The sequence below is a fragment of the Eximiradius sp. genome (genome assembly GCA_937127445.1).
GTDB lineage: Bacteria > Bacteroidota > Ignavibacteria > Kapaibacteriales > UBA2268 > JAKIZO01.
Genome location: CAKZLY010000022.1, coordinates 23479 through 47859, shown reverse-complemented (window position 1 = coordinate 47859; position 24381 = coordinate 23479). Strand labels below are relative to the sequence as shown.

At 31.4% G+C, this 24381-nt stretch carries 20 protein-coding genes; 13 read left to right on the top strand and 7 right to left on the bottom strand.

Going from position 1 to position 24381, the window contains the following annotated elements:
* Positions 1-1118, bottom strand: a 1118-nt coding sequence (locus AC6QZF_RS07550) for a cache domain-containing protein (RefSeq protein WP_499799269.1), incomplete at its 3' end; no start/stop codon positions are given.
* 189 nt (positions 1119-1307) lie between these two features.
* Between AC6QZF_RS07550 and AC6QZF_RS07545 the strand changes: the two genes are divergently transcribed.
* The 6 genes from AC6QZF_RS07545 (at position 1308) to rlmD (ending at position 11245) form a co-directional block, all read left to right on the top strand.
* Positions 1308-1949, top strand: coding sequence for an L-threonylcarbamoyladenylate synthase (locus AC6QZF_RS07545; protein ID WP_499799268.1), 642 nt, complete (start codon positions 1308-1310; stop codon positions 1947-1949).
* Positions 1950-2077: 128 nt separating this feature from the next.
* Positions 2078-3373, top strand: a complete 1296-nt coding sequence (mtaB, locus tag AC6QZF_RS07540; protein WP_499799267.1) for a tRNA (N(6)-L-threonylcarbamoyladenosine(37)-C(2))-methylthiotransferase MtaB — start codon at positions 2078-2080, stop codon at positions 3371-3373.
* A gap of 66 nt (positions 3374-3439) precedes the next feature.
* Complete coding sequence (locus AC6QZF_RS07535) at positions 3440-6562, top strand: peptidase MA family metallohydrolase (protein WP_499799266.1); 3123 nt, start codon at positions 3440-3442, stop codon at positions 6560-6562.
* 73 nt (positions 6563-6635) lie between these two features.
* Positions 6636-8204, top strand: a complete 1569-nt coding sequence (gene dacB / locus AC6QZF_RS07530) for a D-alanyl-D-alanine carboxypeptidase/D-alanyl-D-alanine endopeptidase (protein WP_499799265.1) — start codon at positions 6636-6638, stop codon at positions 8202-8204.
* A 16-nt stretch (positions 8205-8220) separates the two neighbouring features.
* The gene (locus AC6QZF_RS07525; RefSeq protein ID WP_499799264.1) at positions 8221-9834 is read left to right on the top strand and encodes an endonuclease; all 1614 of its coding nucleotides are present in this window, start codon (positions 8221-8223) and stop codon (positions 9832-9834) included.
* Position 9835: 1 nt separating this feature from the next.
* Positions 9836-11245 carry a 23S rRNA (uracil(1939)-C(5))-methyltransferase RlmD gene (gene rlmD, locus AC6QZF_RS07520; RefSeq protein ID WP_499799263.1) on the top strand — a complete coding sequence of 470 codons (1410 nt, stop codon included), beginning with the start codon at positions 9836-9838 and terminating at the stop codon, positions 11243-11245.
* Positions 11246-11292: 47 nt separating this feature from the next.
* Here the strand turns inward: rlmD and AC6QZF_RS07515 are convergent, their stop codons facing one another.
* A complete protein-coding gene (locus AC6QZF_RS07515; protein WP_499799262.1) occupies positions 11293-11961 on the bottom strand; it encodes a metal-dependent transcriptional regulator in 669 nt (222 codons plus the stop codon).
* Between the two features lie 247 nt (positions 11962-12208).
* Here AC6QZF_RS07515 and AC6QZF_RS07510 point away from each other — a divergent pair, with 247 nt between their 5' ends.
* Entirely contained in the window at positions 12209-14503 is a 2295-nt protein-coding gene (locus tag AC6QZF_RS07510; RefSeq protein ID WP_499799261.1) for a TonB-dependent receptor, read from the top strand.
* A 272-nt stretch (positions 14504-14775) separates the two neighbouring features.
* On the opposite strand, the gene AC6QZF_RS07505 is transcribed toward AC6QZF_RS07510, so the two are convergent.
* Genes AC6QZF_RS07505 through AC6QZF_RS07485 form a run of 5 tightly spaced genes read right to left on the bottom strand, consistent with a single transcriptional unit; the run spans position 14776 to position 18550 of the window.
* Positions 14776-15531, bottom strand: coding sequence for a class I SAM-dependent methyltransferase (locus AC6QZF_RS07505; RefSeq protein WP_499799260.1), 756 nt, complete (start codon positions 15529-15531; stop codon positions 14776-14778).
* A complete protein-coding gene (locus tag AC6QZF_RS07500; RefSeq protein WP_499799259.1) occupies positions 15531-16544 on the bottom strand; it encodes a glycosyltransferase in 1014 nt (337 codons plus the stop codon). The genes AC6QZF_RS07505 and AC6QZF_RS07500 overlap by 1 nt, the downstream gene beginning before the upstream one ends.
* Before the next feature lie 5 nt (positions 16545-16549).
* Positions 16550-17167 carry a DUF2179 domain-containing protein gene (locus tag AC6QZF_RS07495; RefSeq protein WP_499799258.1) on the bottom strand — a complete coding sequence of 206 codons (618 nt, stop codon included), beginning with the start codon at positions 17165-17167 and terminating at the stop codon, positions 16550-16552.
* 9 nt (positions 17168-17176) lie between these two features.
* Positions 17177-18016, bottom strand: a complete 840-nt coding sequence (locus tag AC6QZF_RS07490) for an acetyl-CoA carboxylase carboxyltransferase subunit beta (protein ID WP_499799257.1) — start codon at positions 18014-18016, stop codon at positions 17177-17179.
* Positions 18017-18550 (bottom strand): hypothetical protein, encoded by a 534-nt coding sequence (locus AC6QZF_RS07485; RefSeq protein WP_499799256.1) that lies wholly within the window; start codon positions 18548-18550, stop codon positions 18017-18019.
* Between the two features lie 220 nt (positions 18551-18770).
* On the opposite strand from AC6QZF_RS07485, the gene AC6QZF_RS07480 reads away from it, so the two are divergent.
* The 6 genes from AC6QZF_RS07480 to argS are packed head-to-tail and all read left to right on the top strand — an operon-like array spanning position 18771 to position 24379.
* Positions 18771-19847 (top strand): hypothetical protein, encoded by a 1077-nt coding sequence (locus tag AC6QZF_RS07480; RefSeq protein ID WP_499799255.1) that lies wholly within the window; start codon positions 18771-18773, stop codon positions 19845-19847.
* The gene (locus AC6QZF_RS07475; RefSeq protein ID WP_499799254.1) at positions 19844-20707 is read left to right on the top strand and encodes a hypothetical protein; all 864 of its coding nucleotides are present in this window, start codon (positions 19844-19846) and stop codon (positions 20705-20707) included. Before AC6QZF_RS07480 ends, AC6QZF_RS07475 begins: the two co-directional genes overlap by 4 nt.
* Entirely contained in the window at positions 20704-21684 is a 981-nt protein-coding gene (locus AC6QZF_RS07470) for a VWA domain-containing protein (RefSeq protein ID WP_499799253.1), read from the top strand. The genes AC6QZF_RS07475 and AC6QZF_RS07470 overlap by 4 nt, the downstream gene beginning before the upstream one ends.
* A complete protein-coding gene (locus AC6QZF_RS07465; RefSeq protein WP_499799252.1) occupies positions 21660-22241 on the top strand; it encodes a DNA-3-methyladenine glycosylase in 582 nt (193 codons plus the stop codon). The genes AC6QZF_RS07470 and AC6QZF_RS07465 overlap by 25 nt, the downstream gene beginning before the upstream one ends.
* Before the next feature lie 60 nt (positions 22242-22301).
* Positions 22302-22742, top strand: a complete 441-nt coding sequence (gene rsfS / locus AC6QZF_RS07460) for a ribosome silencing factor (protein WP_499799251.1) — start codon at positions 22302-22304, stop codon at positions 22740-22742.
* Entirely contained in the window at positions 22742-24379 is a 1638-nt protein-coding gene (argS, locus tag AC6QZF_RS07455; RefSeq protein ID WP_499799250.1) for an arginine--tRNA ligase, read from the top strand. Before rsfS ends, argS begins: the two co-directional genes overlap by 1 nt.
* The last annotated feature ends 2 nt before the right edge of the window (positions 24380-24381 follow it).

Sequence of the window (24381 nt, the reverse complement as noted above, 5' to 3'; positions counted from 1 at the left end):
TCATCAATTTTACCATCTTTTATACTGTTTGCAATATCAACAAGCTGCAAAATTGGTTTCGTTGTTTTGCTTACAAACCAAAATATTAGGATCAATCCAATGATGATCAAGATAAATGAAATAATAATCTGTGTAGTAATTGCTTTGTTAGCTTTTTTTAAAGGTACACCAAGTGGGACAAAAACATGTGCGGCCCAAGGTGTGTCTGTTTTCCCAAATTCTATAGGAACAAGTAACTCAATATTGTTTCCAATTATTGTGTCCAACACTGTACTATTTTTAACAAAACTACTTAGATTTTTAATTTGAGAGAAGTTTGGTATTGTATCAACATTATTCCCAACAAATTGGCTATGTCTCGTTCCTCCGACTAAATTCCCGTTATTTGAAATAATTGAAATTTTCCCGGTTTTTTCAAATAAGTCTACTTTATCAGCAAGCTTCTGAATAAAATCTACTGTGATATCAATACCAACAATTCCATAAAATTTTTTGTTATTTATGATTGGTGCAGTAAGCGAAATCATCAAAACTGTATCTTCTTCTACAGGATATAAATATGGGTCAATAACGCACTCAATACCTTTATCGCGTGGTTTTGCAAAATAATCTGAATTATTTTCTTCTTCCCACTCTTCTTCGTAAGAGCGTTCAATTACTTCTCTAACACCATCTTTAAAACGAACGTAATAAATTGTATATCGTCCCGACGGCGGATTATTAGGCATTTGTGCGTATATTTTGTCCATTCCATCGAATGAATTGTCCGGAACCCACGATATATATATACCATAAATGTTTTTGTTGCGTTCGATAAGTTCTTTAATCATATTATTGCTGCCAACGCGAGTGAATTTTACAGGGTTTGTTTGAGAATTTACTGCAGAATAAATATCGGCAAGATTTCTCACTAATAATAGCTGCTCTTCGATAATGTTCTGAAAGCTCGAAATAAACTTCTCAGCTTCTACATTTGCAAGATTTTTTGCATTTTCTTTTGCAATTGTTTTTGCATTATATGCCGAAAATACAATTATTGAAATTGAGGTTAATACTAAAACAATTCCCGCTAAAAGCAATAACTTTGCTTTTACTGATTTTTTCAGGAAATTAAACATAGTATAAAAACCATATTATTTTGCAACAAAATTAATTTATAATTCCATATTTCTTTAATATAATATATCTATATATCGGTAAAATTAATAAAAAAATAAATACATTATTGGTTTATGAAATAAATTATAACAATAATAATGTTAAAACTACGATTTATAATATACAATAATCTTATTTTTGGAGGTTTTATGGCTGCAGAAATTTTGAACGTACATCACGAAACTCCCGAACTTAGAAAAATCCAAAAGGTTGCCGAGGCTTTGAAAGAAGGTGCTGTTATTTTGTATCCTACCGATACGGGATTTTCTCTTGGTTGTGAACTATCAAATAAGGAAGCAATTTCAAAGCTAAGATTAATCAGGAAATTACCTGAAAACAAATCTCTAACTTTTATTTGTGATTCGCTTTCAAATATTGCAGATTTTGCAAAAGTTAGTAATTTAGCATATAAAACTATTCGTCGCCTTATTCCAGGACCTTACACTTTTATTCTGACTGCTTCTAAACTTGTGCCTAAATTTGCTCAAGACCCCAAAAGAAAAACTTCTGGTATTCGTGTCCCTAATAATGACCTTTCACGTTTGCTTATCAAATATGTTGAACATCCTATAATTTCTATTTCTGCAAAAATTGAAGATAATCCCGCTCCAACTCCTCATGAAATTATTGACTACTATTCGCCAATGGTTGATATTGCTATGGTTTCTGATGAATATAACTTTTTAGGAGAATCAACAGTTATTGATATGACAACAGATGATTTTAAAATTATTCGTGTTGGAGCTGGCTACGAGGAATTGAAACAAATTATTGAAATTTCCGAAGAATAGTTATTTGTTTTCAGCGGTTACATCATATTAATGTAACCGCTTTCCATTTTGACGAAATTTATTGCGAGTATTGTCGTCAATATTCAATATTTATTTGATTTTTAAATTGAATTGTTTCTGTTAAGAAGATGCAAAAAGTAAAGCTCATTAATATCGGTTGTAAAGTAAATTTTGCCGAAACATCAACTTTAAAAACAAAACTCGAAGAAAAAGGCTTCACTATTACCGAAAAATTTTCCGATGCTGAAATTGTTCTTATTAACACCTGTACCGTTACAAACAATGCCGATTCCGATTGCCGAGCAGCTATTCGCCGTGCTAAACGTGAATCTAATGGTGCTTTTGTAGGAGTTTTGGGCTGTTATGCTCAACTCAATTCTGAAAAATTGGCAAATATGCCTGAAGTCAATGCTGTCTATGGAATCAAAGAAAAATTTCAAATACCAGAACTATTAGGATCTCAATTGCGAGAATCAAATAAATCTATAGAAGTGTCAGAATTAATTTCTCTTAATTTTGATTTCGCTTATTCAGCTGATAATCTTGCTCGATCACGTTGCTTCCTCAAAATCCAAGATGGCTGCGATTACCGTTGTACGTACTGCACTATCCCAAATGCTCGCGGTAATCCTCGAAGCATCCCCTTTGAGCAACTTCCAGAGATATTCAGAGAGGTCTCCGATAAAGGCTTCAGAGAAATAGTTCTCAGTGGTATAAATCTTGGTGAATACAACTCAAAAAATATGTATTATTTCGAAGATGTATTGCATTTAATTGCCGAAAACGATTTTGGAGTGAGGTTTCGTATATCATCTATTGAACCAAACTTAATTAACAAGAAAATTATTGATTACGTTTGCAACTCGCAATCAATTTGCAAGCATTTGCATATCCCTTTGCAAAGTGGTTCTAATAAAATTCTTAAACTTATGAAAAGAAGATATACCTCAGAAAGATTATTCAAAGATATTCTTTCGATTAAGTCAATTAATCCTGACGTATGTATTGGATTAGATGTTATTACAGGATTCCCGAATGAAACCGATCAAGATTTCCAGCAAACATACAAATTTATCGAAAATTTGCCCGTTTCCTATCTTCACGTTTTTACTTATTCTGAAAGACGAAATACTCCTGCTGCTGATTTCCCCAATAAGGTACCAATGAAAATTAGAAAAGAAAGAACAAACATTCTCAAACAATTATCCAATTCGAAGTTATTAGCTTTTTATCGAGGGCAAATCGGTAAAATTCACGAATTTTTACCTGAAAAATATTCTGAAAACGAAAAAATTCAATTTGGCCACACTTCTAATTACTTAAATTGCAAAATCATATCTGACCGAAAATTAGAAAATTCATTTTACCTTGTTCAGATAAATGAAATTGACACAGATAATAAAATTATTGCAACCTTAAAATAAATTTTGTGTTATTAAGTTAAACTTTGAGTATTTTAGTAAGTCAAAAGTGCATAATTAGAGGTGTATATGTCAAAAAAACATATTTATGCAACATTAATATTTGTTATTTTTTTGTTATCGAGTGTAAATATTTTCCCACAGTTCGGAAAAAATAAAGTTCAATATAGAAAATTTGACTGGCATTATATTGAAACAGAACATTTTGATGTTTACTACGATGCTGGTAGCAAAGCCCTTGCCGAGTTTGCAGCTGTTTCTGCCGAGAAAGCTTTAATGTCAATTCAAAACACGTTGAATTACAAGTTCTCGATGCGTATTGCGTTAATTGTTTATGATTCTCACAATGATTTTCAACAAACAAATGTTACAGGCGGCTATTTGCCAGAAGGTGTTGGAGGGTTTACAGAATTATTTAAAAATAGAGTGGTTGTTCCATTTCAAGGTAGTTATTCTCAACTTCGCCACGTAATACATCACGAACTTGTACACGCTGTTTTAAACGATATGTTCTACGGCGGCACTTTGCAATCTGCTTTAATGACAAGCAATAATTTTCAAATTCCTCTCTGGCTTAACGAAGGATTGTGCGAATACGAAAGCTTAGGCGGTCTTGATATTGAAACCGATATGTTTATGCGAGATTTGACTATATCTGAACAATTACCTTCTCTTCGAGAACTCGATGGATATTTAGCATACAGGGGTGGGCAAACATTCTATTGGTTCGTGTCTGAAAAATATGGCAAAGCAAAAGTTACTGAATTTCTCAATAAACTCTACTTAAACAAAAATTTAGAGCAAACCTTTCAAAGCACTTTTAATATGAGTTTAAGAGATTTTTCAGATATGTGGGAACGCGAAATCAAAAAAATATATTGGCCTGATTTGAAAATTTATGAAGACCCTCGCGATTTTGCTCTGAAACTTACTGATAGACGTGATATAGGTAATTACTACAATACCTCACCTGCTATTTCTCCCAATGGCGACCAATTTGCTTACATCTCAGACCGAGATGATGGAATATTCGCTGTTTATATCCAGGATGTAGATGCCAAAGCAAAACCAAGAAAACTTGTCAGCAGTTTAAGAAAACAAGATTTTGAAGATTTAAATCTTCTTACTCCTGGGATTGCTTGGGACCCCAATGGACAGAAATTAGCCATTTCTGCTAAATCTGGTGGGGAAGATGCCATTTTTATCGTTGATGCCAAAACTGGGAGATACCAACGCTTGTTTTTTGGACTTCGCTCGATTTCTTCTGTGAGCTGGTCGAAAGATGGTCGTTATCTTGCTTTTATTGCATCTGAACGAGAAGAAAGCAATATCTATACTTACGATTTTGATACCAAATCCCTTCAGAAAGTAACAGATGATATTTTTTCTGTTTCTCACATTGCTTGGGGCAATAATAGTAACGAAATTTTCTTTGTTTCTGACAGACACGACATCATTGATTTTGGTATAAAAAACAATGATATTAAAATCTGGAAACATAATTTTGAAACTTCTGATATTTATAAACTCAATATTAAAGAAAAACAAATTCAGAGAATAACTCATACTCCTCAATTCAATAAAACATCTCTTTTGATTTCAAATGATGGTAATAAATTATTATATGTATCCGATAACAATGGAATTGGAAATATTTATGTTTATGATTTTGTAAATAATACTGAATATCCAATTACTAATTCTCTTACAGGTATAACTCAAATTTCGCTTTCGCAAGATAATTCTAAGCTTTTATTTGCCTCTCAAATCGGTGGTGGTTATGATATTTTCTTGCTAAGACTTCCCTTCGAAAGAAAGAAAATTGATAGTTTGCCACTTACACAATTTAGAACAAAACAATTAGAAAGAACAAGTTTTGTTCAGAAAGCGATTACCAGTTCATCTGTTTCGGATAATTCAATTTCTGCTGGTAATCAGAATCAAATCCAAGGCTATGGCGAATTTGAAATTGATTTTTCTGCCCAACAGCTGATTGAACCAAACCAGGATTTGATCAAAAGTTCAACTGCAAGCGACATTTCCGCCAAAGGCGCTAATATTGAAAATCAGGAATTTGTCGAACGTACATATAAAATCACATTTTCGCCAGACATTATTTTAGTTAACCCGGGTTATTCTACTTACTATGGTTGGCAGGGATTAACTCAGATGCTTTTCAGCGATGTTTTGGGTGATCATCAAATTTATGCTGGACTTAATTTATTTACCGATTTGAAAAACAGCCAATTTTATCTTTCTTACTCTTATTTGCCAAATTTAATTGATTACCATATCGCTGTTTATCATTATCCTGCATATTTTTACAAATACGATAGAATGTTGGATGATTATAGCCTTTATAGATTTAGAAATTATGGTTTGTCTATCCTCACTTCGCTGCCTTTTGATTTATTTACACGCGTAGAATGGGGTGCCGATTTCATCGGCGCTGAAATGACGAACCTTGATAACTCTTTTGTTCCAGGTATTTCTCGTTTCATTTTCCTTCCCCAAGCTCGATTTGTTTATGACAATTCTTTAGGCGGATGGTATGCTCCTGAAAGAGGCTTTCGTGGTTATTTTGAGATATTAGGTTCGCCAAAATTCAATTCGAATTCCGTTGGTTTTATGTCTGTGAAAACAGATTTACGCCAGTATTTTAAAATATCTAATTTTATTTCTTTAGCTATGCGTGGTTCTATAGGTGCAAGCTTCGGTCCAAATCCCCAACGCTATTTCCTTGGTGGAACTGAAAACTGGATAAATTATTCATATTCAAATAGAGATTATCCTTTCGAAAATCCGGAAGATTTTGTTTTTATGAACAATTTTATTATGCCATTGCGTGGTTGGGATATTGCTGCAATCAGAGGGAACAAATTTTTCGTTAGTAATACAGAATTACGTTTTCCTTTGTTTTATGCACTTGTTGCTGGACCAGTCCCAGTGCTTTTACAAGGTGTGATGTCAACTTTATTTTTTGACATAGGTGGTGCTTGGACCGACGACTTTAAAATATCTAAAATTGATGCCAACGGAAAACGTGTGCCTGCTGATATGATTTTCAGTTCTGGCACCGGTGTTAGGTCATACTTATTAGGTTTGCCTGTGAAACTTGATATAGCTTGGTCATACAATTACACTAAGTGGAGCAAACCTCGATATATGTTTTCTCTAGGTTATGATTTTTAATATATTTTGTTTTGAGTGCTTTTTTCTTTATATTGCCAACGCAGTATTTAGAGGAAAATAATTTGGTACTTATATGAAAAAGTTCTTTCTTTCTTTTTTTATTTGTTTTCTATCGCTCAATTTATCTTATGGTCAGAAAATTCAATTAGATACAATTAAATCTTACGATGAATTCTCTTCTATTCTCAACTCACTTGTTTCAAATAAAAATTTATCCAATTCAAAGATTGGCATTTCAATTTATTCTCTTAATCATAATCGACACATTTATAATTACAATAGTGGTGAACCTCTTGTGCCTGCTTCTGTTACAAAGTTATTTACCTCATTTTTTGCTCTTAAACTTTTACATTCCGAACCAGTACTTAAAACCACAATCTATACTGATGCAAAAGAGATTAAACCCATTTTAGTGGGAAATATTTATATTCGTGGTGGTGGAGATGCGTTACTATCTCTGAGCGATTTAGATTATTTAATCGAAACTTTGCTCAACTTAGGTATAAAAAAAATTGTTGGGAATATATATGCTGACGGTAGTTTCTTTGATTGGCAAACTTCTCGATTTCATTATAGCGGTGACACTGAGGAAGTTGAATACGTCCCACCTGTTACAGCATTAAGTTTAAATCGAAACATTGGAATGATAATTGTTTCTGCTGGATCAGTGCCGGGCCGTCCTGCTAATATCCAAATTATTCCATCTTCCACCGCTTTTATCCTTAATAACAATGTGAAGATATATGGTGGTGGGTCTAAAAAATCGTTAGGACATTCTCCCGGCCATAACGAGCAGTTGAATTCATCATATTACTATGCGTATGAGCAAAACTTTGGAGATAAAAGAAAACGCCGTACTAAACAAAGATTATCAACAAAAGGAATATCTATTCAAACTAATCTACAAAAAAATGGCAAGCAAATTATTACAGTTTCGGGTAGCTTACCAGTTAATTCTAATCAAAAATATTCTTTTAAAATTCAAAACCCTGAATTAGTTGTTGCTGGGACCTTTTACGATAGATTGAAAGCGAATGGAATAGAAGTTACAGGAACTATTGACTTAAAAAGAATTCCTGATTTCAAACAAGTTACCAAGTTGTCAGAATTCGGCAGAGATTTATGTAGTATGATTGCTGAAATTAATAAGAATAGCGATAATTATTTAGCAGAAAATTTGTTTAAAATTGTTGGTGCAAGTTATCATTCGAATTCTAATAATAAGATTAGTGCAATAAATTGTTATCAAGATTTTGCAAAAAAACTTAACATCGATTTTAGCAATATTTTTCTAAATGATGGTTCAGGATTGTCCAGACGCAACAAAGTTACTGCCGAAACTATCATAAAATTGCTTGTTTCTGCTGCTAATTCAGATTTCGCAGACTGCTTTGGAAAATCATTGTCTATTGCCGGTGTTGATGGCACACTAAAAAAACGTATGATTGGAACAAAAGCTGAAAACAACTTAATTGGCAAGACTGGGACTCATAAAAACGTTAGTGCATTAGTGGGATATGTTAATTCTTTAGATGGAGATACTTACGCTTTCGCAATTGTTTCAAATGGGTGGGCAATAGGTGAATATAAAAATTTAGAAAATACTATCGGAGAAATGTTATCTTTGTTATATGTTAAATAAACTATATTTAAAAAAAATGAAAAAATATCTTCTAATATTGTCTTTCCTGTTTAGCAATTACTTGCTTTACTCGCAAGTGGTTGCTGATATCCAACTCGAAAATGTTATTGTTAACAATGATACTACCTTTTATGCAGAAATATTAAACGACACTCAGCACGAAATATTATTACTAAACGCGCACTTAATTGATAGCGCAAAAGTTTTTCAATTTTCTGGTTTTAGTAACAAGAAAATCAATCCAGGTGAAAAATTTTTATTGCCAATCACTTTTTCTCCAAGAGACAACATTAATTACTATGCATTCCTAAATTGTGAGGTTATCACAAATAACTCCCAATATTCTTTGTTATCTAAAATTGTTGGAAAAGCAACTCATCCATTGGAAATTTATCGCACTACTGATAATTTGCGTGGGCGTCAGCTCTTATTGGAGCTTAAAAAATTTGTCGAGCCTCATACCTCGCTTGGATATAAAAATGCTCGCGAATTTATGTGGGGCTCCCTCGATAATGTAAATGGTTATGTTGAATGTATTTATACAGGTCGTAAAGTCCAAACTACTGGCATTCCCGATGTAAATACTACCAACTTTAATACTGAACATACGTGGCCACAGGCATACGGAGCTGACAACGATCCGCCTAAAAGCGATTTATATCATATTCGCCCATCATATGAAATTGCTAATTCCAAAAGAGCAAATTATCCTTTTGGATTTGTTAGTAGTAATGTTTCATATGAAGATGGCGGCTCACGTCTTGGCTTAAATAGAAGTGGAAACTTAGTTTTTGAACCGCGTTCTTCTGTAAAAGGTGATATTGCTCGTGGTATGTTTTACTTTGCGCTAAGATATAATAATCCTTATGGGTTTATTAATAACCAACTAAAAGATTTACGAGAATTTGCTTTATTGGATCCAGTGGATAGCTCTGAGTTTGTCAGAAACATACGCATTTCCGAAGTGCAAAATAATAGAAATCCTTTCATTGATAACAATTACTTTATTTTTAGAATAAATAATTTCGAAAATCCAGATTTTATTCCGTCTTCTAATCCTATTGTTTCCAGCCAAAATATTTATCTTCTAAATCAGAATAATTCAGAGGCATTTTTATTCTTAGCGAATTACGGCGATGATACACTTTCAATTATTAACTATTCATTCAATCAATGGAACAACGGAAAATCCTACCGTTTCAAACTCGATAAAGAATTGAGTGGTTTGGTAATTTATCCGCGTCAAATTGAAAAAGTAAAAGTATATTTAGAGGCAAATGAACCAGTCGACGATTCTTTTGAAGCAGATTTGAATATATTTTTTTCTAATAGTACATTAATTCCAGTTACTTTCAAGGTTCGTAATAATTTTACATCTGTTAATGACTTTAATCCTTTAATAAGAGCTTTTCAGAATACAACTTCACTAATTATTGAGATTGATAATAGCTGCTTTAATGAGCTATATGTTTATTCTATTGAAGGAAAAGTCCTTGATTTTTCACGTTATATTTCAAATATGAATTTTATTCGAATTCCTAAGTCTCATCTTCCTTGTTCAAATTGTGTTTTGTTCTTATATGGTAAAACTTTGTCAGGTTATTTTTCTAGAAAATTATTAATTGAATAATATGAAATCAAACAATGAAATAGAAGTTGAAATAGACAGCATTGGTTTCGAAGGTATTTCAGTTGCTCATTTAGATGGGAAGGCGATTTTGCTTAAAGGCGGTGCACTCCCGGGTGAGCGTGTTGTTGCCGTTATTACAAAAGATAAGAAAAACTTTTCGGAAGGGTTTATTAAGGAAATTACTCTTAAATCTCCAAATAGAATTGAGCCAAAATGCGATTTCTTTGGTACTTGCGGTGGTTGTTCGTGGCAAAATCTTGAATACAACGAGCAGCTTCGCTGGAAAAAACAACATATTGAAGATGCTTACACTCGTATCGGAAAAATCGAGATCCAGAAAATTGAAAATGTGCTGCCTTCGATTGATATTTTTGAATATCGTAATAAAATGGAATTTTCTTTTGGCTCTCATCGATGGCTTACTCCAAAACAAATAAATTCAAGCGAAGAGTATATTAAAAACTTTGCTTTGGGAATGCATTATCCCGGTCGTTATGATAAAATTATTGATATTGACCGTTGCTTTATTCAACCTGAAATTGGTAACCAAATAATCAATGCTGTTCGTTCAAAAGCAATTAATGAGGGTATTTCTGCTTATAATTACTACAAAAACAATGGTTTTCTGAAAAATATCGTTCTTCGTTTTTCCTCTTATCAAAAAGCAGTTATGGCAATTTTGATTACAAACCCAGTTGAAAACTCCGAAGAAGAAGCATTTGCAAAATGGTTTGTAAACGAATTACCAGGTGATTTTGACACTATCAAAACTACCTACTGGGCTGTCAATGATAAGCAAAGCAGTGTTGCCACTGGAATTATTCAAATGTCCAATAATTATGATGTTTTGCAGGAAAAAATTCTTGACGTAGTTTTCAATATATCGCCATTTTCTTTTTTCCAGACTAATTCAGTTCAGTTAGATATATTTATTGGTAAAATATTAGAAATTGCAAACCTTTCCTATGAAATAACCATCTGGGATTTATATTGTGGCTGTGGTTCGATTACTTTACCTGCTGCCAAGCAAGTGAAAAAAGCATTCGGCTTTGAGCTAAACAATTCCGCAGTTGAAGATGCTACTAAAAATGTAAAAAATAATAACATTTCGAATGTTGAGTTCTATCAAGCAGACCTTCATTCAAAATCTATTCCGAAATTGTTAAATTCAGTTGCTAAACCAGATGTGGTTATTGTAGATCCTCCTCGTTCAGGAATGAATGAAAATCTAATCAAACATTTATTGAAAATCGCACCAAATAAAATTGTTTATGTAAGCTGCAATCCGGTAACCCAAGCTCGGGATATCGCTTTCCTGAATGATTCTTATAGGGTGAGTTTTGTTCAACCAGTGGATATGTTTCCTCATACTTTTCACGTAGAGGTAATTTCTGAATTGATAAAAAAATAGAGATGAAGAGTTTTCCTCATCTCTATTCTTTTTTGTTAGTTTTGGAACTAATTTTCTTCTTTTTCTTCGTATAGTTCTACGAATATATTTTTTGAGATTTCATTTCCAATTATTTGGCTTTCTCCATTAAAAAATACTGTTATAGGTCCGTTGAATGGAGCTTTATCTACAATCCTAATTATTGTTGATGGCAAAATCTTCATTTTTTCGAAGTATGATAACATTTGCGGGTCGTGGTCTGATAAACGTTTGACTATAACTACATCGCCATTACGAAAGTTCACAAGAGGTTTCTCATTTGAAATTTCAATATCACCGTCTTTCGAAGGTATTGGATGACCGTGAGGGTCATATTCAGGATTGCCAAGGATTTCCTCGATTTTTTGCAAAAAATCTTGAGATACTACGTGTTCTAATCTGCAAGCTTCGTCGTGAATTTTTTCGAGTGGAAATCCAAGTGCTTCTCTTAAATATAATTCTAATAATCTATGGTGGCGAATAATCTCTAATGCAATTTTTCTTCCTTCGTTTGTTAAACGAACACCTTTGTATGAATTGTAATCAACAAGTTTCATAGATGCTAATCTTTTCAACATTCCCGTAACAGACGCTCCTGATATGTTCAGTTCCTTTGCAATTGCTGTTGTTGATACTGTGCCATCTTCTTCAAGTTTATATATTGTTTTAAGATAATCTTGAATTGCTTGACTTAACATAACTAATCCATTATATTAATCCGACAGTTTTTACTAAACTAATAAATTTCTTAAATAAATCTAAATATTTTTTTTAAAAAATCTTGAATTAAATTTAATATTTATTTAAGTTCACCCTAATTTATCTAAAAATCTCGATAAAAATTTACTAATTTATTTGTTATAAAGTTATAAAAAGTTAAATTTGAAATTAGATGGGACTAAAATCTGTTTTTGAAAAATTTTTAATTGAAAATTGGAGGAAATTATGTACAAAGTATTTGCATTTATTCTATTTTGGTTTTTATTGACAATTAATATTTTTGCTCATGAAAACTGTATAGAAGGTGTTGTGATTTATAAAAATGGTGAAGCAAAACCTGTAGTTGGTGCAACAGTTCGAATATTAAATACCTCACTCGGCGCAATCACAAATAGAAACGGTGTATTTCATATTAAAGATATTCCAAAAGGTAATTATGAACTTGTCATAACAGGTGTTGGTCTTAAACCAATTCATCATAAGTTTTCGATTGAAAAGGATCTCGGAGATAATTTACAACTTAAATTTGAAATGGAGGAATCTGCCGTTAAAACAGCAGATGTTGTTATTACAGCTACTCGCTCGGAAAAAATTTACGAAGAAGTACCTGTTAAGGTATCTGTAGTTAGTAATAAGGCATTTCAGGCTACGAGTTCGGTTGATATTCGTGATGGATTAAATTTTCAACCAGGATTAAGAACAGAAATTAACTGCCAAAACTGTGGATTTAGCCAAGTTAGGATTAATGGACTCGATGGACGATATTCCCAAATATTAATTGATGGCAACCCAATTTTTTCCTCTTTAAATGGAGTTTATGGACTTGAGCAAATGCCTGCTAATATGATTGATAGAATTGAAGTTATTCGCGGTGGTTCTTCTCTTTATGGTGGGAACGCTGTTGCTGGAATTATTAATATTATTACTAAAGAGCCTTATTCAAACAACTTTAATATAGATTTATTTCAATCTTTTATGCGTAATAAATATCCTGATTATTCGCTTAATTTTAATGGTAGTATTGTATCGGATAATAATGAATTAGGTGCCTATGTGTTTGGCTTTCAACGCGATAGAAAAAATTGGGATGCAAATAATGATGGTTTCTCTGATATTGGGAAATTAAATGTTAAAACTTTTGGTATCCGTTCTTTTTATAGACCAGACCATAAAAGTAAAATTAGTTTGGGCTATCAAGCAATATATCACGTTATCCGTGGCGGTGATTCAATTAACAATCCTCCTCACCAAACTTACATTACTGAAAAAGCATCTCATAATTCTAATTTTATTACATTGAAATATGAACGTTATCTAAACGATGATTTAAATAAAATTACTGTTAATTTGGGCTATCAAAACACTAAAAGAGAAAGCTACTATGGTTCCGCACACGACCCAAATGCTTATGGTACTACTGATAATAAAACAATTGGCTTCGGTGTTCAATATGATCATTTGATTAATAATTTGTTGGGCTATCATCTGTTAACTACTGGATATGAATACCATTACGATTGGATGTTAGATAAAGCGCCTGCTTATGGAAGAAGGATTGATCAAACTACTTTTTCCAATGGATTCTTTATTCAAGATGATTGGAATTTTACTGATTGGCTTAATGCTGTTGTAGGTATTCGCTTTGAGAAGCATAATAAAATTGAAAACCTAATTATTTCTCCTCGACTAAATGTTTTATGTAAGGTTTCAAATTCTTTCAATTGGAGAACCAGTATTTCTAAAGGTTACCGTCCTCCTCAAGCCTTTGATGAAGATCTGCATATTACTCAAGTTGGTGGTGAGTCGTTACTAATACTTGTCGATGACAACTTAAAACCAGAATATTCTGTTTCTATTTCCTCGTCCTTTGATTATTCAACACGTTTATTCAATATTCCTTTTGCCGTCTCAATAGAAGGTTTCTTAACAAAATTGAATGATGTTTTTGTATTGAAAGACTTTGGACGCGATCAAAACAATAATTTAATCTTTATGCGAATAAATGATGGAACTGCAACAATTAAAGGTGTTACTTTTGAAATACAAACAGAAATCTCGAAATATTTTGATTTTCGTTCGAGCTTCACTTTTCAGCAAGGCTTGTATAACGAACAAATTGAATGGTCATCAGGCGATATTAATAGTGGAATTCAACCAAAATTTTCCAATAAATTGTTTAAATCTCCCAGTGTATATGGAAATGTCATCTCAAATATCAATTTTTCAAAACAAGTTAATTTGTCAATTTCTGGCATTTATACTGGTCCTATGTATATTCCTCATTACGCAGGATTTATTGAACAAGATGAGTTGAGAAAAACACCTCAATTTTTTGAATTAGGAGCAAAATTAAATTATTCTATTTTATCTTTTCCACAAATCAATTTGTATTTAGGTATGTATAATATTTTTGATGCGTTTCAAAAAGATTTAGATATTGGCGGAAATCGAGATGCTGGTTATTTATATGGTCCGGCTCGTCCAAGAACAGTTTATGCAGGAATAAAAGTTGCAGTATAATTATTCTTATTGATTGGCGACAATTGCAAAATTAGTTAATGGTCGAACAAAGAACAATTATAATTCAGAAGAACTACAATCGAAATCTATTAATTTAGTATTGAGTTGAAAATTAACTCAATCTCGTATACATTAAATATGTGATGAAAATATGTTCAATTATTTTTAAACGAGTTGAAAAATGAAGGAATTTGCTTAAGCAAAACCATCGAAAAAATAATTGTAATATATTTTTTTGTGTTTTTTATAGATAGAATAAAATACTGATTTAATTAATATTCATATACACCGGGTTTATAAACGTTTTCACTTTCATCAATTTTTTCAAGCATAAACATAAGAACCCAACCCCTTTTATGTCCTTTAGAAATTACATAAGCAAGCCACCTGAATAAGTTAGATATTAACAACTTTGGCTTAAATTCAGAAAAATCAAAAACAGGCAAATAACCACCAGGTCGGATTTCAAGCACTTTCCAGCCCGTGTTTTTAGCTATTAGTTCTATTTCGTAGCCAGAAAGGGGATTGATGTGTCCATAACTTAAATCATAAGGCATAAAACCATGAAAATGACCTAATCTCAAAAAATATATCCTTGACCAGAAAGAAGTAATATTAGGTGTCGTCAGAAGTAATTTTCCTCCGATATTTGTGATGCTGTTTATTTCACGAAAAAATCCCCAAGGATTTTCCAGATGTTCGATTACTTCAAGACAACATAGAGCATCATATTTTTTACTAACTGAGTTTTTAAGTCCTTTATTTAAGTCTAATTTTAAAAATGGTATTTCTTTTGGTCCCCATTCGAATATTTCTACATCAATGGCTTCTACATCGTAACCATTATTATATAATCTTTTGGAAAAAGCACCTGCACCTGCACCGATATCAAGCACTTTTGTTCCTTTTTTCACATATTTTGTAAAAAACTCGAATGCTTGTTCGTGTAATCCTATGTCAGCGTGAATTTCAATCCCGTCATAATATTCGGTCTGTTTTTTTTCGGTCGATATCAACCAATTTCTCATTATCTACACCTAATTTCATTTAACAAAATCTGTTCACGTTCACTGATATCGAAGCGAAAAGCAAAATCTCTCAATTTTACTCTTTCAGTATTCGATAATGCTTTTGCTTTTGCAATTGCATTAAAAATATCTTCCTTTGTTCGAACAACTACTGCATCGCTACCGGATACTATTTCTGGCAAAGCACCTCCTTCGGACACGATTGGCAGACTACCGCAAATCATTGCTTCAAGGACGGCCACCCCAAATGTTTCTTCGATAGAAAACTGACAATAAGCAACACTTTTCTTATATAGCGGAACTATTTCATTATAAAGATCGAGAGGACCAGGTATTATTTCGATATTTAAAGCATTTTCGGCATCTTTTCTCGCCAAGTGCAAAGCCTGATCCCGCAGCCCAGCAATCACAAATTTTGTATCTTTGAGTTCTTTAGCTATTTCAATAAATCTTTTTGTTCCTTTGCGAATGTATTCTATCCAATTATCACCCTGAGAAACAGTAAGAACGAATTTCCTATTCGATTGAGTTATTTCTTCACTAAATAAAGAGGTATCTATACAGTTATATATCATTTTTACTTTTTTTTCATTTACATTTGTTAATGTAATAAGTTGTTTTTGGGCATAATTAGAAACTGGAAAAATTTTATCAGCTAATCGGAAAGTGTTTTTCACACAAAACCATCTAAGTGGGCGTAACCTTGCACCACAGTTGATTTCAGGGAGATTAGTTACGTCAAAACCACCCGCAACAACATAAATATTTTTCCCAAAAATTTTTGCTAATAACGATGGAATTAATGTTGTATAATCAGCGAACCAACAAAAAACAGCGTCACATTTCGTTGTTTTAAAAATAGATCTGAGCGTTAAAAGGAATAGATTCCAAATCCCTTTAATTCCTCTGCCAATTACTGAGTTTTCAAGTAATAATCTATTTTTTTTACTTAAAATCTTAATATCGTTTTGAACGAATGATGATTTAATAGGGCCGATCAGAAAAATTTTCATAAAATCTACTTTTTCATTGAAAATGCACGATTAATTTTATCTTTTTTACCTCTAAATGGATAATTATTCATTCCAGGGAGAGAACCTTCACGAACAAATTTTACATCTTCCACAGTATAAAAAGCATTCGGATTATATTTTTTAATTATCTGTATGGCTTCGTTAAGATATTCGCGTTTTAATACCATAAAGATAATTTTAACTTTACCAAACTGTCCGTCGGCATCTATTGTTGTTAAATTATAATTGTCGCTAATTAATCGAGAGACTAATTCAGATGCATCATATTTAGTGATTACTCTTACTATTACTTCGCCTAATGACAGCTTACTTTCAATGAACATTCCAAAATATGTGCCAAGAGCAAACCCTGTCGCATACATTGCAAAATAATATAAGTTATCCAGATTCTTCATTATCTGACTAACAGCAAGTATCCAAATAAATGATTCAAAAAAACCTAACATCGGTGCAATTTTTCTATAACCTTTCGCAATAAGTATTATTCGCAGTGTCCCTAAACTTACATCTGTAACTCTTGCTAAAACAATAAAAACTGGCATTATCACCAATCCAAAAAGTTCACTACCGAAAAACTTTTCTAATTCTACAAAAAAATCCATATATGAAATTTATTTGTTATACCAATCAATTATTTTAGAAATAGTGGCTTTAAGTTGTTTTCTGTCGACTATAATATCAATTTGCCCGTTGTTAAAATAGTAGTCAGATTTTGGGAATTTATCAGATATTCTTTTCTTAGACTTTTGTTCTAAGCTGCTTTTATTGGATAATCCGAGGTTGGCTCCTGGCTCAGCTATTATAATATCACCTTGCATTGCATATAAAAAAGCAGTTTCTCCAATAGTTGGTTCAGTAAGAATAGTAACAAATAATATTCCCTCACTTCTTAGTTCATTTACAGCAGATGTTAATTTAGCTATTTGCATAAGAGAAATTGCACTTTCTTGTATTCTGTTCCCGCTTGAACTAAATAATAACACAAAAGGTATTCTGTTATCAATCGAATATCTAACAGAACGATAAATCTTTTCAATTTCTAAACTTCCCAATGAACCTTCTAAAAAGGAAGAGTTCATTATTCCGAAAACCATTTTGTGAGAAAAAATTTCTCCAATTCCACATATGACTGAATTTTCAAAGCCAGACTTATTTTTTGCTTCTTTGATTCTTTCGATATATGGTTTACTATCAATAAAATTAATTGCATCAACTGCTTTTAAATTAATATTGAACTCTTTAAAAGAACTTTCGTCAAAAATCAAGCTAATATATTCATTTATACCAATTTTAAAATGATGATTGCATTTAAAACACGTGAATAAATTAAGTTCAAGTTCTTTTTTGTATATTGTTTCGTTGCACGAGGGACATTTTGCCCAAAGCCCATCTGGCATTTCAACTAATTCTGTAGCCTCATTTGAAATTTTAGACTTACCAAACCAGATCATTTATTTTCCTACTAATATTTTTACTTCAAGTAAATCTATAAATTCGCTGTTGTAAATATGTAGGACGTTTCTGTAAAAAATATTTTCTTCTGTATTATAGAAAGGTGCAGGTTTAATTACAACACCTGAAATTCCCATATTTGCAAAGATACCTCTGTTGAGGACAATTTTATCGCCAAGTTTATAGACTACTGAAACTTCTTTGCTAAGAGAAGTTCTTACATTTTGTAAGATTTGTTTTTTAATTTCTCTAACTTTTAGTTTATCATCTAAGCTAAAGTTTTTTTTCGCTTTTATTAAATCAATCCCATTGAGATTATAAATATTCAGCATAAGCAATTTGTCTTTTTCAAAGAAATTTAAAGGTGTTTTAGCTGCTTCTCCTTCTAATTTTAATATAATTTTGTCAGATAGTACAGTTTCTAACAAGCCGCTTTTAAGTGTTACTTTGTTTCCTTCAATCCAAATACAAAAAAGTTGACTTCCAACGTGTTTCGTTAACAATTGATTCAAATATGATGGAATAGATGTCATATTACAATCTTTTTAATTTTATTAACAAACAAATTTTCATTAATTTAATCTAATAAATTCTATCGAGATATAAAACGCTTTTGTAATGATGAAATTTTATCTTTTTCTTGTTTTGTTACTTATTTTATCTTCTTGCGAAGAAAATAACCATTTTTTCAATTTTGTTTCCAAAAGTCCTTCAAAATTTTCATTTCGCATAAGTAAACAGATTATACAATATTTGGATGTAGATAAAATTGACACAGCATTTTATTATTACCAAAAAGAAAATGATTTTTTTCCATTTTTGATTGAAATAAAATCAAGTGACAAAATTGTTAAGAAAAATGTATCTCTTAACGAATGGGTAACCCCAAGCTATGAAGAAATATTTAAAAATGATACATTAGTAGAAAAATATTACTATGAATATTCCCCAAAGAACTATTTCTTAATTAGCAAAAGTAAAGTAGTTGATAGCAATATATCTTACGTTGAAAAATATCATTATGATGAAGGTAATTATTTGAGATTTGTTGAAATAATCCATTATTCTTTAAACCGAAACTTTGTTAATTCTGATAGCAACAATATTACAGAAAGGTTTTTGTATCTTGTTCTTCCTGATACCATTACTCGGTACAAGGGATGTATAGCTCCTTATTTATTTTTATCAGAATATTATAAATACTATGAACCTTCTAAAATAGTTGAGAAACGAAGGCATAGAAAGGTAAAAAATGAAAAGTTAGCAGCAGGCAAACTAATAGAAAGTATTCAGACGATATTAGATGAAAGAGGCTTTCCTAAAATCCAGCAAATACGTAAACAAGACACTTTATATAAACAAATCTTTTTTAAAATTGAAACAGATGGACTAAATATGGTTCGAATGCTAATCCCATTTAAAGATAGTTTATTTTCTCAACCAGATTTTGAGCACTATTCGATTGCTTTTTCTTACGGAGATGATGGTATTGTAAATTTTATTTCAAAAAATTATTACAATTATGCAAAGAGAAAATTTATCAACAGCGATACAATTATTCATTATTCTTGGTTCGACTTTCGAGAAAATAATTCACAAAATTATATTTTTTTAAAGGCTACTACTAAAATTTTAAGTTTCTCACATCAAAATAATTTATATGATGTATTTGAGAAAAGAGTTGTCAAATTTGAAAAAGATGAAATCATTGAAGAATACTATAATTATCATTCTAACATTACAAAACGCAAGTATTTAAATTTAAAACCTAATAAAAGAGTTATTTCATTGCTGGAGAAAATTAAGTTGAAAACATTCAAAGGGTTATGAGAATTCAATTAATTATTTTGTTTATCTTATTGATATCCTCGGGAAAAGTTTTTTGTGGATATGCTTCTCTGGCTGTTTCCGACACTTCTATATTAATAGGAGCGCCAAATGAGATTAATCTCACTATCCATATACCTCAAAACTATGCTGTTCAAATACCTAATATTATCCTTCCTGATAACATATTTTTATTGAAAAAGCACATTGATACAACTTATGATGCAGGTTTAATGAAGATAATATATAAATTCGTTATTACTTCTTTTGTGGAAGCATCCTACATTATTCCTGAAACTAAGATAATCTTTACTAACATTAACAATAATAATATTTCAATAGAAACATTAAGCCCTTTAAAAATTGAATACTTGTATCCAAAAGTTGATACAAATCGTCCATATTTTAATTTTTATGATAAAATTTTTGCAAATCAAAACACTATAAGTTATAGTAATCAAAACTATTTATATGTGTTTTTTATTGTTCTATTTCTATTATTAATTTTCGCAGTAGCAATAAAATATTATAAAAGAAAAAGAATCAAAGATAATTATACCAAAACATTACAAAAAATATTAAGAAATATTAATAAGTACAGTGAAAATGATTTAGTTATGAGTGTTAATTGTGTTTTGGTTCATTTTCTAATTAATCAAATTGGATTAAATTACTCTGAAATGAACACTAATAATATCAAATTAGAATTGAGTAAAAAATTTGAAATGAATGATTTAACAGGTTTTATTAATATAAAAATAAAGATTGAGCACATATTATACAATAACGGGCACATTTCGAAAGACGAAATCAATTTAATTATAAATAACTTAGTTAAAATACTTAATAAATATTGTCGATGAATTTTTACTTTAAATATCCTGATTTGCTATTTCTTATTCCAGTTGCCTGGATTTTATATTTGTTGTTTTTTTGGAACATAGCAAAGAAAGGTGCTGTTGTTTTCCCAAGTACTTCGCCGTATTGTAAAAATAATAGGCTTAATTTTAAAATATTAGTCCTTCATTTGTTAAGGGTTTTATTAATTACATTTATTATTTTAATAATAGCTGAACCATTTAGTAAAGAGACACAAATTGAAAAAAAAATCATATCCAATGACATTGTTCTTGTTATTGATATTTCAGGTTCTATGCTTGCAACGGATTTTCCCCCTAACAGATTAAAAGTAGCCATCGAGAAAGCTTCGAAGTTCATAGAACAAAGAAAACAGGATAGAATAGGTGTTGTTTTGTATTCTGCTGAAAGCTTTTTGTTGTGTCCACTTACAATTAGTACAAGCTACTTGATTTTTCAACTTCAAAAGGTTAAATCCGGTATTTTGCAAGATGGGACAGCGATAGGAATGGGTATAGCTTCTGCAATAAACGCTCTTGAAAACTCAAAATCAGAAAGTAAAATCATAATACTTCTTTCAGATGGTGTTAATAATAGTGGATTGATAACTCCAATCAAATCAGCTGAGATTGCAAAAGAGAGAAATATTAAAATTCATACTGTTGGAATTGGAGCAACGGGCAAAGCCTTTGTGCCAAGATATGCTGATGGTTCAGGTGAGCTAATTGCAGTGGACATTCATTTAGATGAAAAAACATTAAAGGAGATTGCCCAAATAACTGGCGGCTTATATTTTAATTCCGAAAATGAGATTAAATTGGTTGAAACATATAATAAAATAAGTTCATTGGAAAAAAATGATTATATTACTTTTCAAAAAATTGAATATACTGAATACAAATATTATTTATATTTATTCTGTTTTTTATTGATTTTTATTGAATTATTATTAAGAGTATGGCTAATAAAAATTTATCCTTAAATGAAATTGGCAAACTAATTCCGAGCGAAAAATTTCAAGAAAATACGAAAGATGTTGCTCAATTTTTATTGGGTAAATTGCTAATCGTTTATAACAAAGACTCTATTCTTGGCGGTAGGATATCGGAAACCGAAGCATATCTTTCAGAAAATGATAAGGCAAGCCATTCTTTCTTAGGAAAAACACAAAGAAATGCTGCAATGTTTGCCAATGGAGGAACTATCTATGTTTATCGATCATATGGTGTTCATTATTGTATGAACATAGTCTCTGAGACTGAGAATATTGGTGCGGCTGTATTAATTCGCTCGATTATTCCATTATTTGGGATAGAAACTATGATGTATAATCGTAATACTAATAATTTAAAAAACTTGTGTAATGGCCCAGGGAAATTGACGCAGGCATTAGGAATTACCATTCAAGACAATTTTAAGATAATCAACCAAAGCAATATATTTTTGCTTGACGATAACTACAAAGCTGAGTTTGTTGCTACGAAACGAATAGGAATTTCAAAATCTGTTGATTTACCATTGAGATTTATAATTATCTAATTTTAATATTACCTAACTTTTTGCTATTTTTGTTTTTTGTTTAATAACTTAGGTGATAAATTGGCAAAACTTAATAAGCCTAAAACTTCGAAGCAGCTCGCAACTATGCTTGCAAAGATTTGTGAAAATAAACTTGCAGTAAATACTATCGTTATTGACCTGAGAAAAATAGATACAGCTCCAACTGATTTTTTTGTTATTTGTAGTTGTAATTCCCAGCCGCAAGTAGGAGCGATTATCGATGAAATTTATAAATATTGCACACAGATAGAATTAGATAAACCTCGTAGTGAGGGACTTGAAGTAAAAGAATGGGTACTTGTTGACTTCTTTGATGTAATTGCACATATTATGCTTGATAAATCTCGTAAATACTACCAAATTGAAAAACTTTGGGCTGATGGGATTTTCTACACGCTTGGTGAAGCCGGAAGGCTCAAAAAACTTGATCAATCCAAAATTTTTGATTTGTTTCTTTTATCCAATGGAGAAATAGAATAATGAAGTATTTATTTGAAGTTTTTTCTGCTGCATTAGATAAAATTGGTGCCAAGGATGTTGATTTTTTGTATTTCGAAGAACCTAAAAACATAGATTTTGGTGATTTTTCAACAAATGTTGCTATGAAACTTTCTAAACAATTGAAAAAATCACCGATTGCAATAGCAAATGATATTATTAACAATTTGGAGATTAATCCAGACAAGATATTCAATATTACTGTTGCTGGTGCTGGATTTATTAATATCAAATTAACTGAAAAATTCTGGACAGAATTGTTATCAGAAGTTTTAATTCAAGGCGGCAATTTTGGTAAAAGCTTAGTCGGAAGTGGTAAAACTGCAAATGTTGAATATGTTAGCGTCAATCCTACTGGACTTCTTCACATAGGACACGGGAGGAATGCTGTTGTTGGTGATACAGTTGCCAATTTACTTGAATGGATTGGTTATGATGTTACTCGCGAGTACTATTTCAACAATGCTGGCAACCAGATGAAAGTACTTGCTGATTCAATTTATGCACGATATATGCAACTTTTTGTTGATAAAGATTTCCCTTTTCCCGAAGATGGCTATCACGGGGATTACGTAAAAGAAATCGCTACTGATTTATACAAAAGCTTCGGTGATAAGTTGAAAACGGGAGATTTTCAGGATTTATCCCAGATTAGAAAATTTGGTGAAAATTGGTGTTTCCAAAAAATCAAAGCTACGCTCGAAAAGCTTAATATAAAACAAGACGTGTTTTTCAATGAAGATAGTCTATATAAAGATGGTAAAATTAAGGAAGTAATTGAGTACTTTAAGAATAACAATTTAGCTTATGAAAAAGATGGAGCTTTATGGTTAGCTTTATCTCAAATGGGATTACAAGAAGATAGAGTAATTGTTAAATCTTCGGGTGAACCAACTTATCGTCTGCCTGACATTGCTTACCACCGTGAAAAATTGGAGAGAAAATTTGACCTGATTATAGATTTATTCGGTGCCGACCATATTGCTACTTACCCGGATGTTCTTGCAGCTTTAAAAGCAATGGGATACGATACTGATAAAATTAAAGTGCTTATTCATCAATTTGTTACTTTGACTGAAAACGGAGAACAAGTAAAAATGAGTAAGCGCACTGGTAAAAGCTATACACTTGATGATTTAATTGACGAGGTCGGTGCTGATGTTGTTAGATTTTTCCTATTGATGAGAAGTATAAACACTCACTTGGAATTTGATTTATCGCTCGCAAAAGAACAAAGCGAAAAAAATCCTGTCTTTTATCTTCAATATGCTCATGCTCGAATATGCTCTATTATTGACAAAATCAAGAACGAAAATCACCAGATTATTATTAACCCTGATTTATCAGTATTAACAAATTCCGATGAGCAAAATTTAATAAAACATATTTATAAGTTTCCAAGCATAGTTCTTCAAGCAGCGAACAAATTTGAACCATACATTTTAGCCGAGTACTTGAAGGAAGTTGCCTCAGCTTTCCATACTTTTTACCACAATTGTAGAATAATTGGCTCCCATTTAGAAATTGCTTCGGCAAGATATGCTTTGTGCGAAGCAACAAGATTTGTCCTTGCAAATGGATTGAGCATTTTAGGTGTTTCTGCGCCTGAAAAGATGTAATA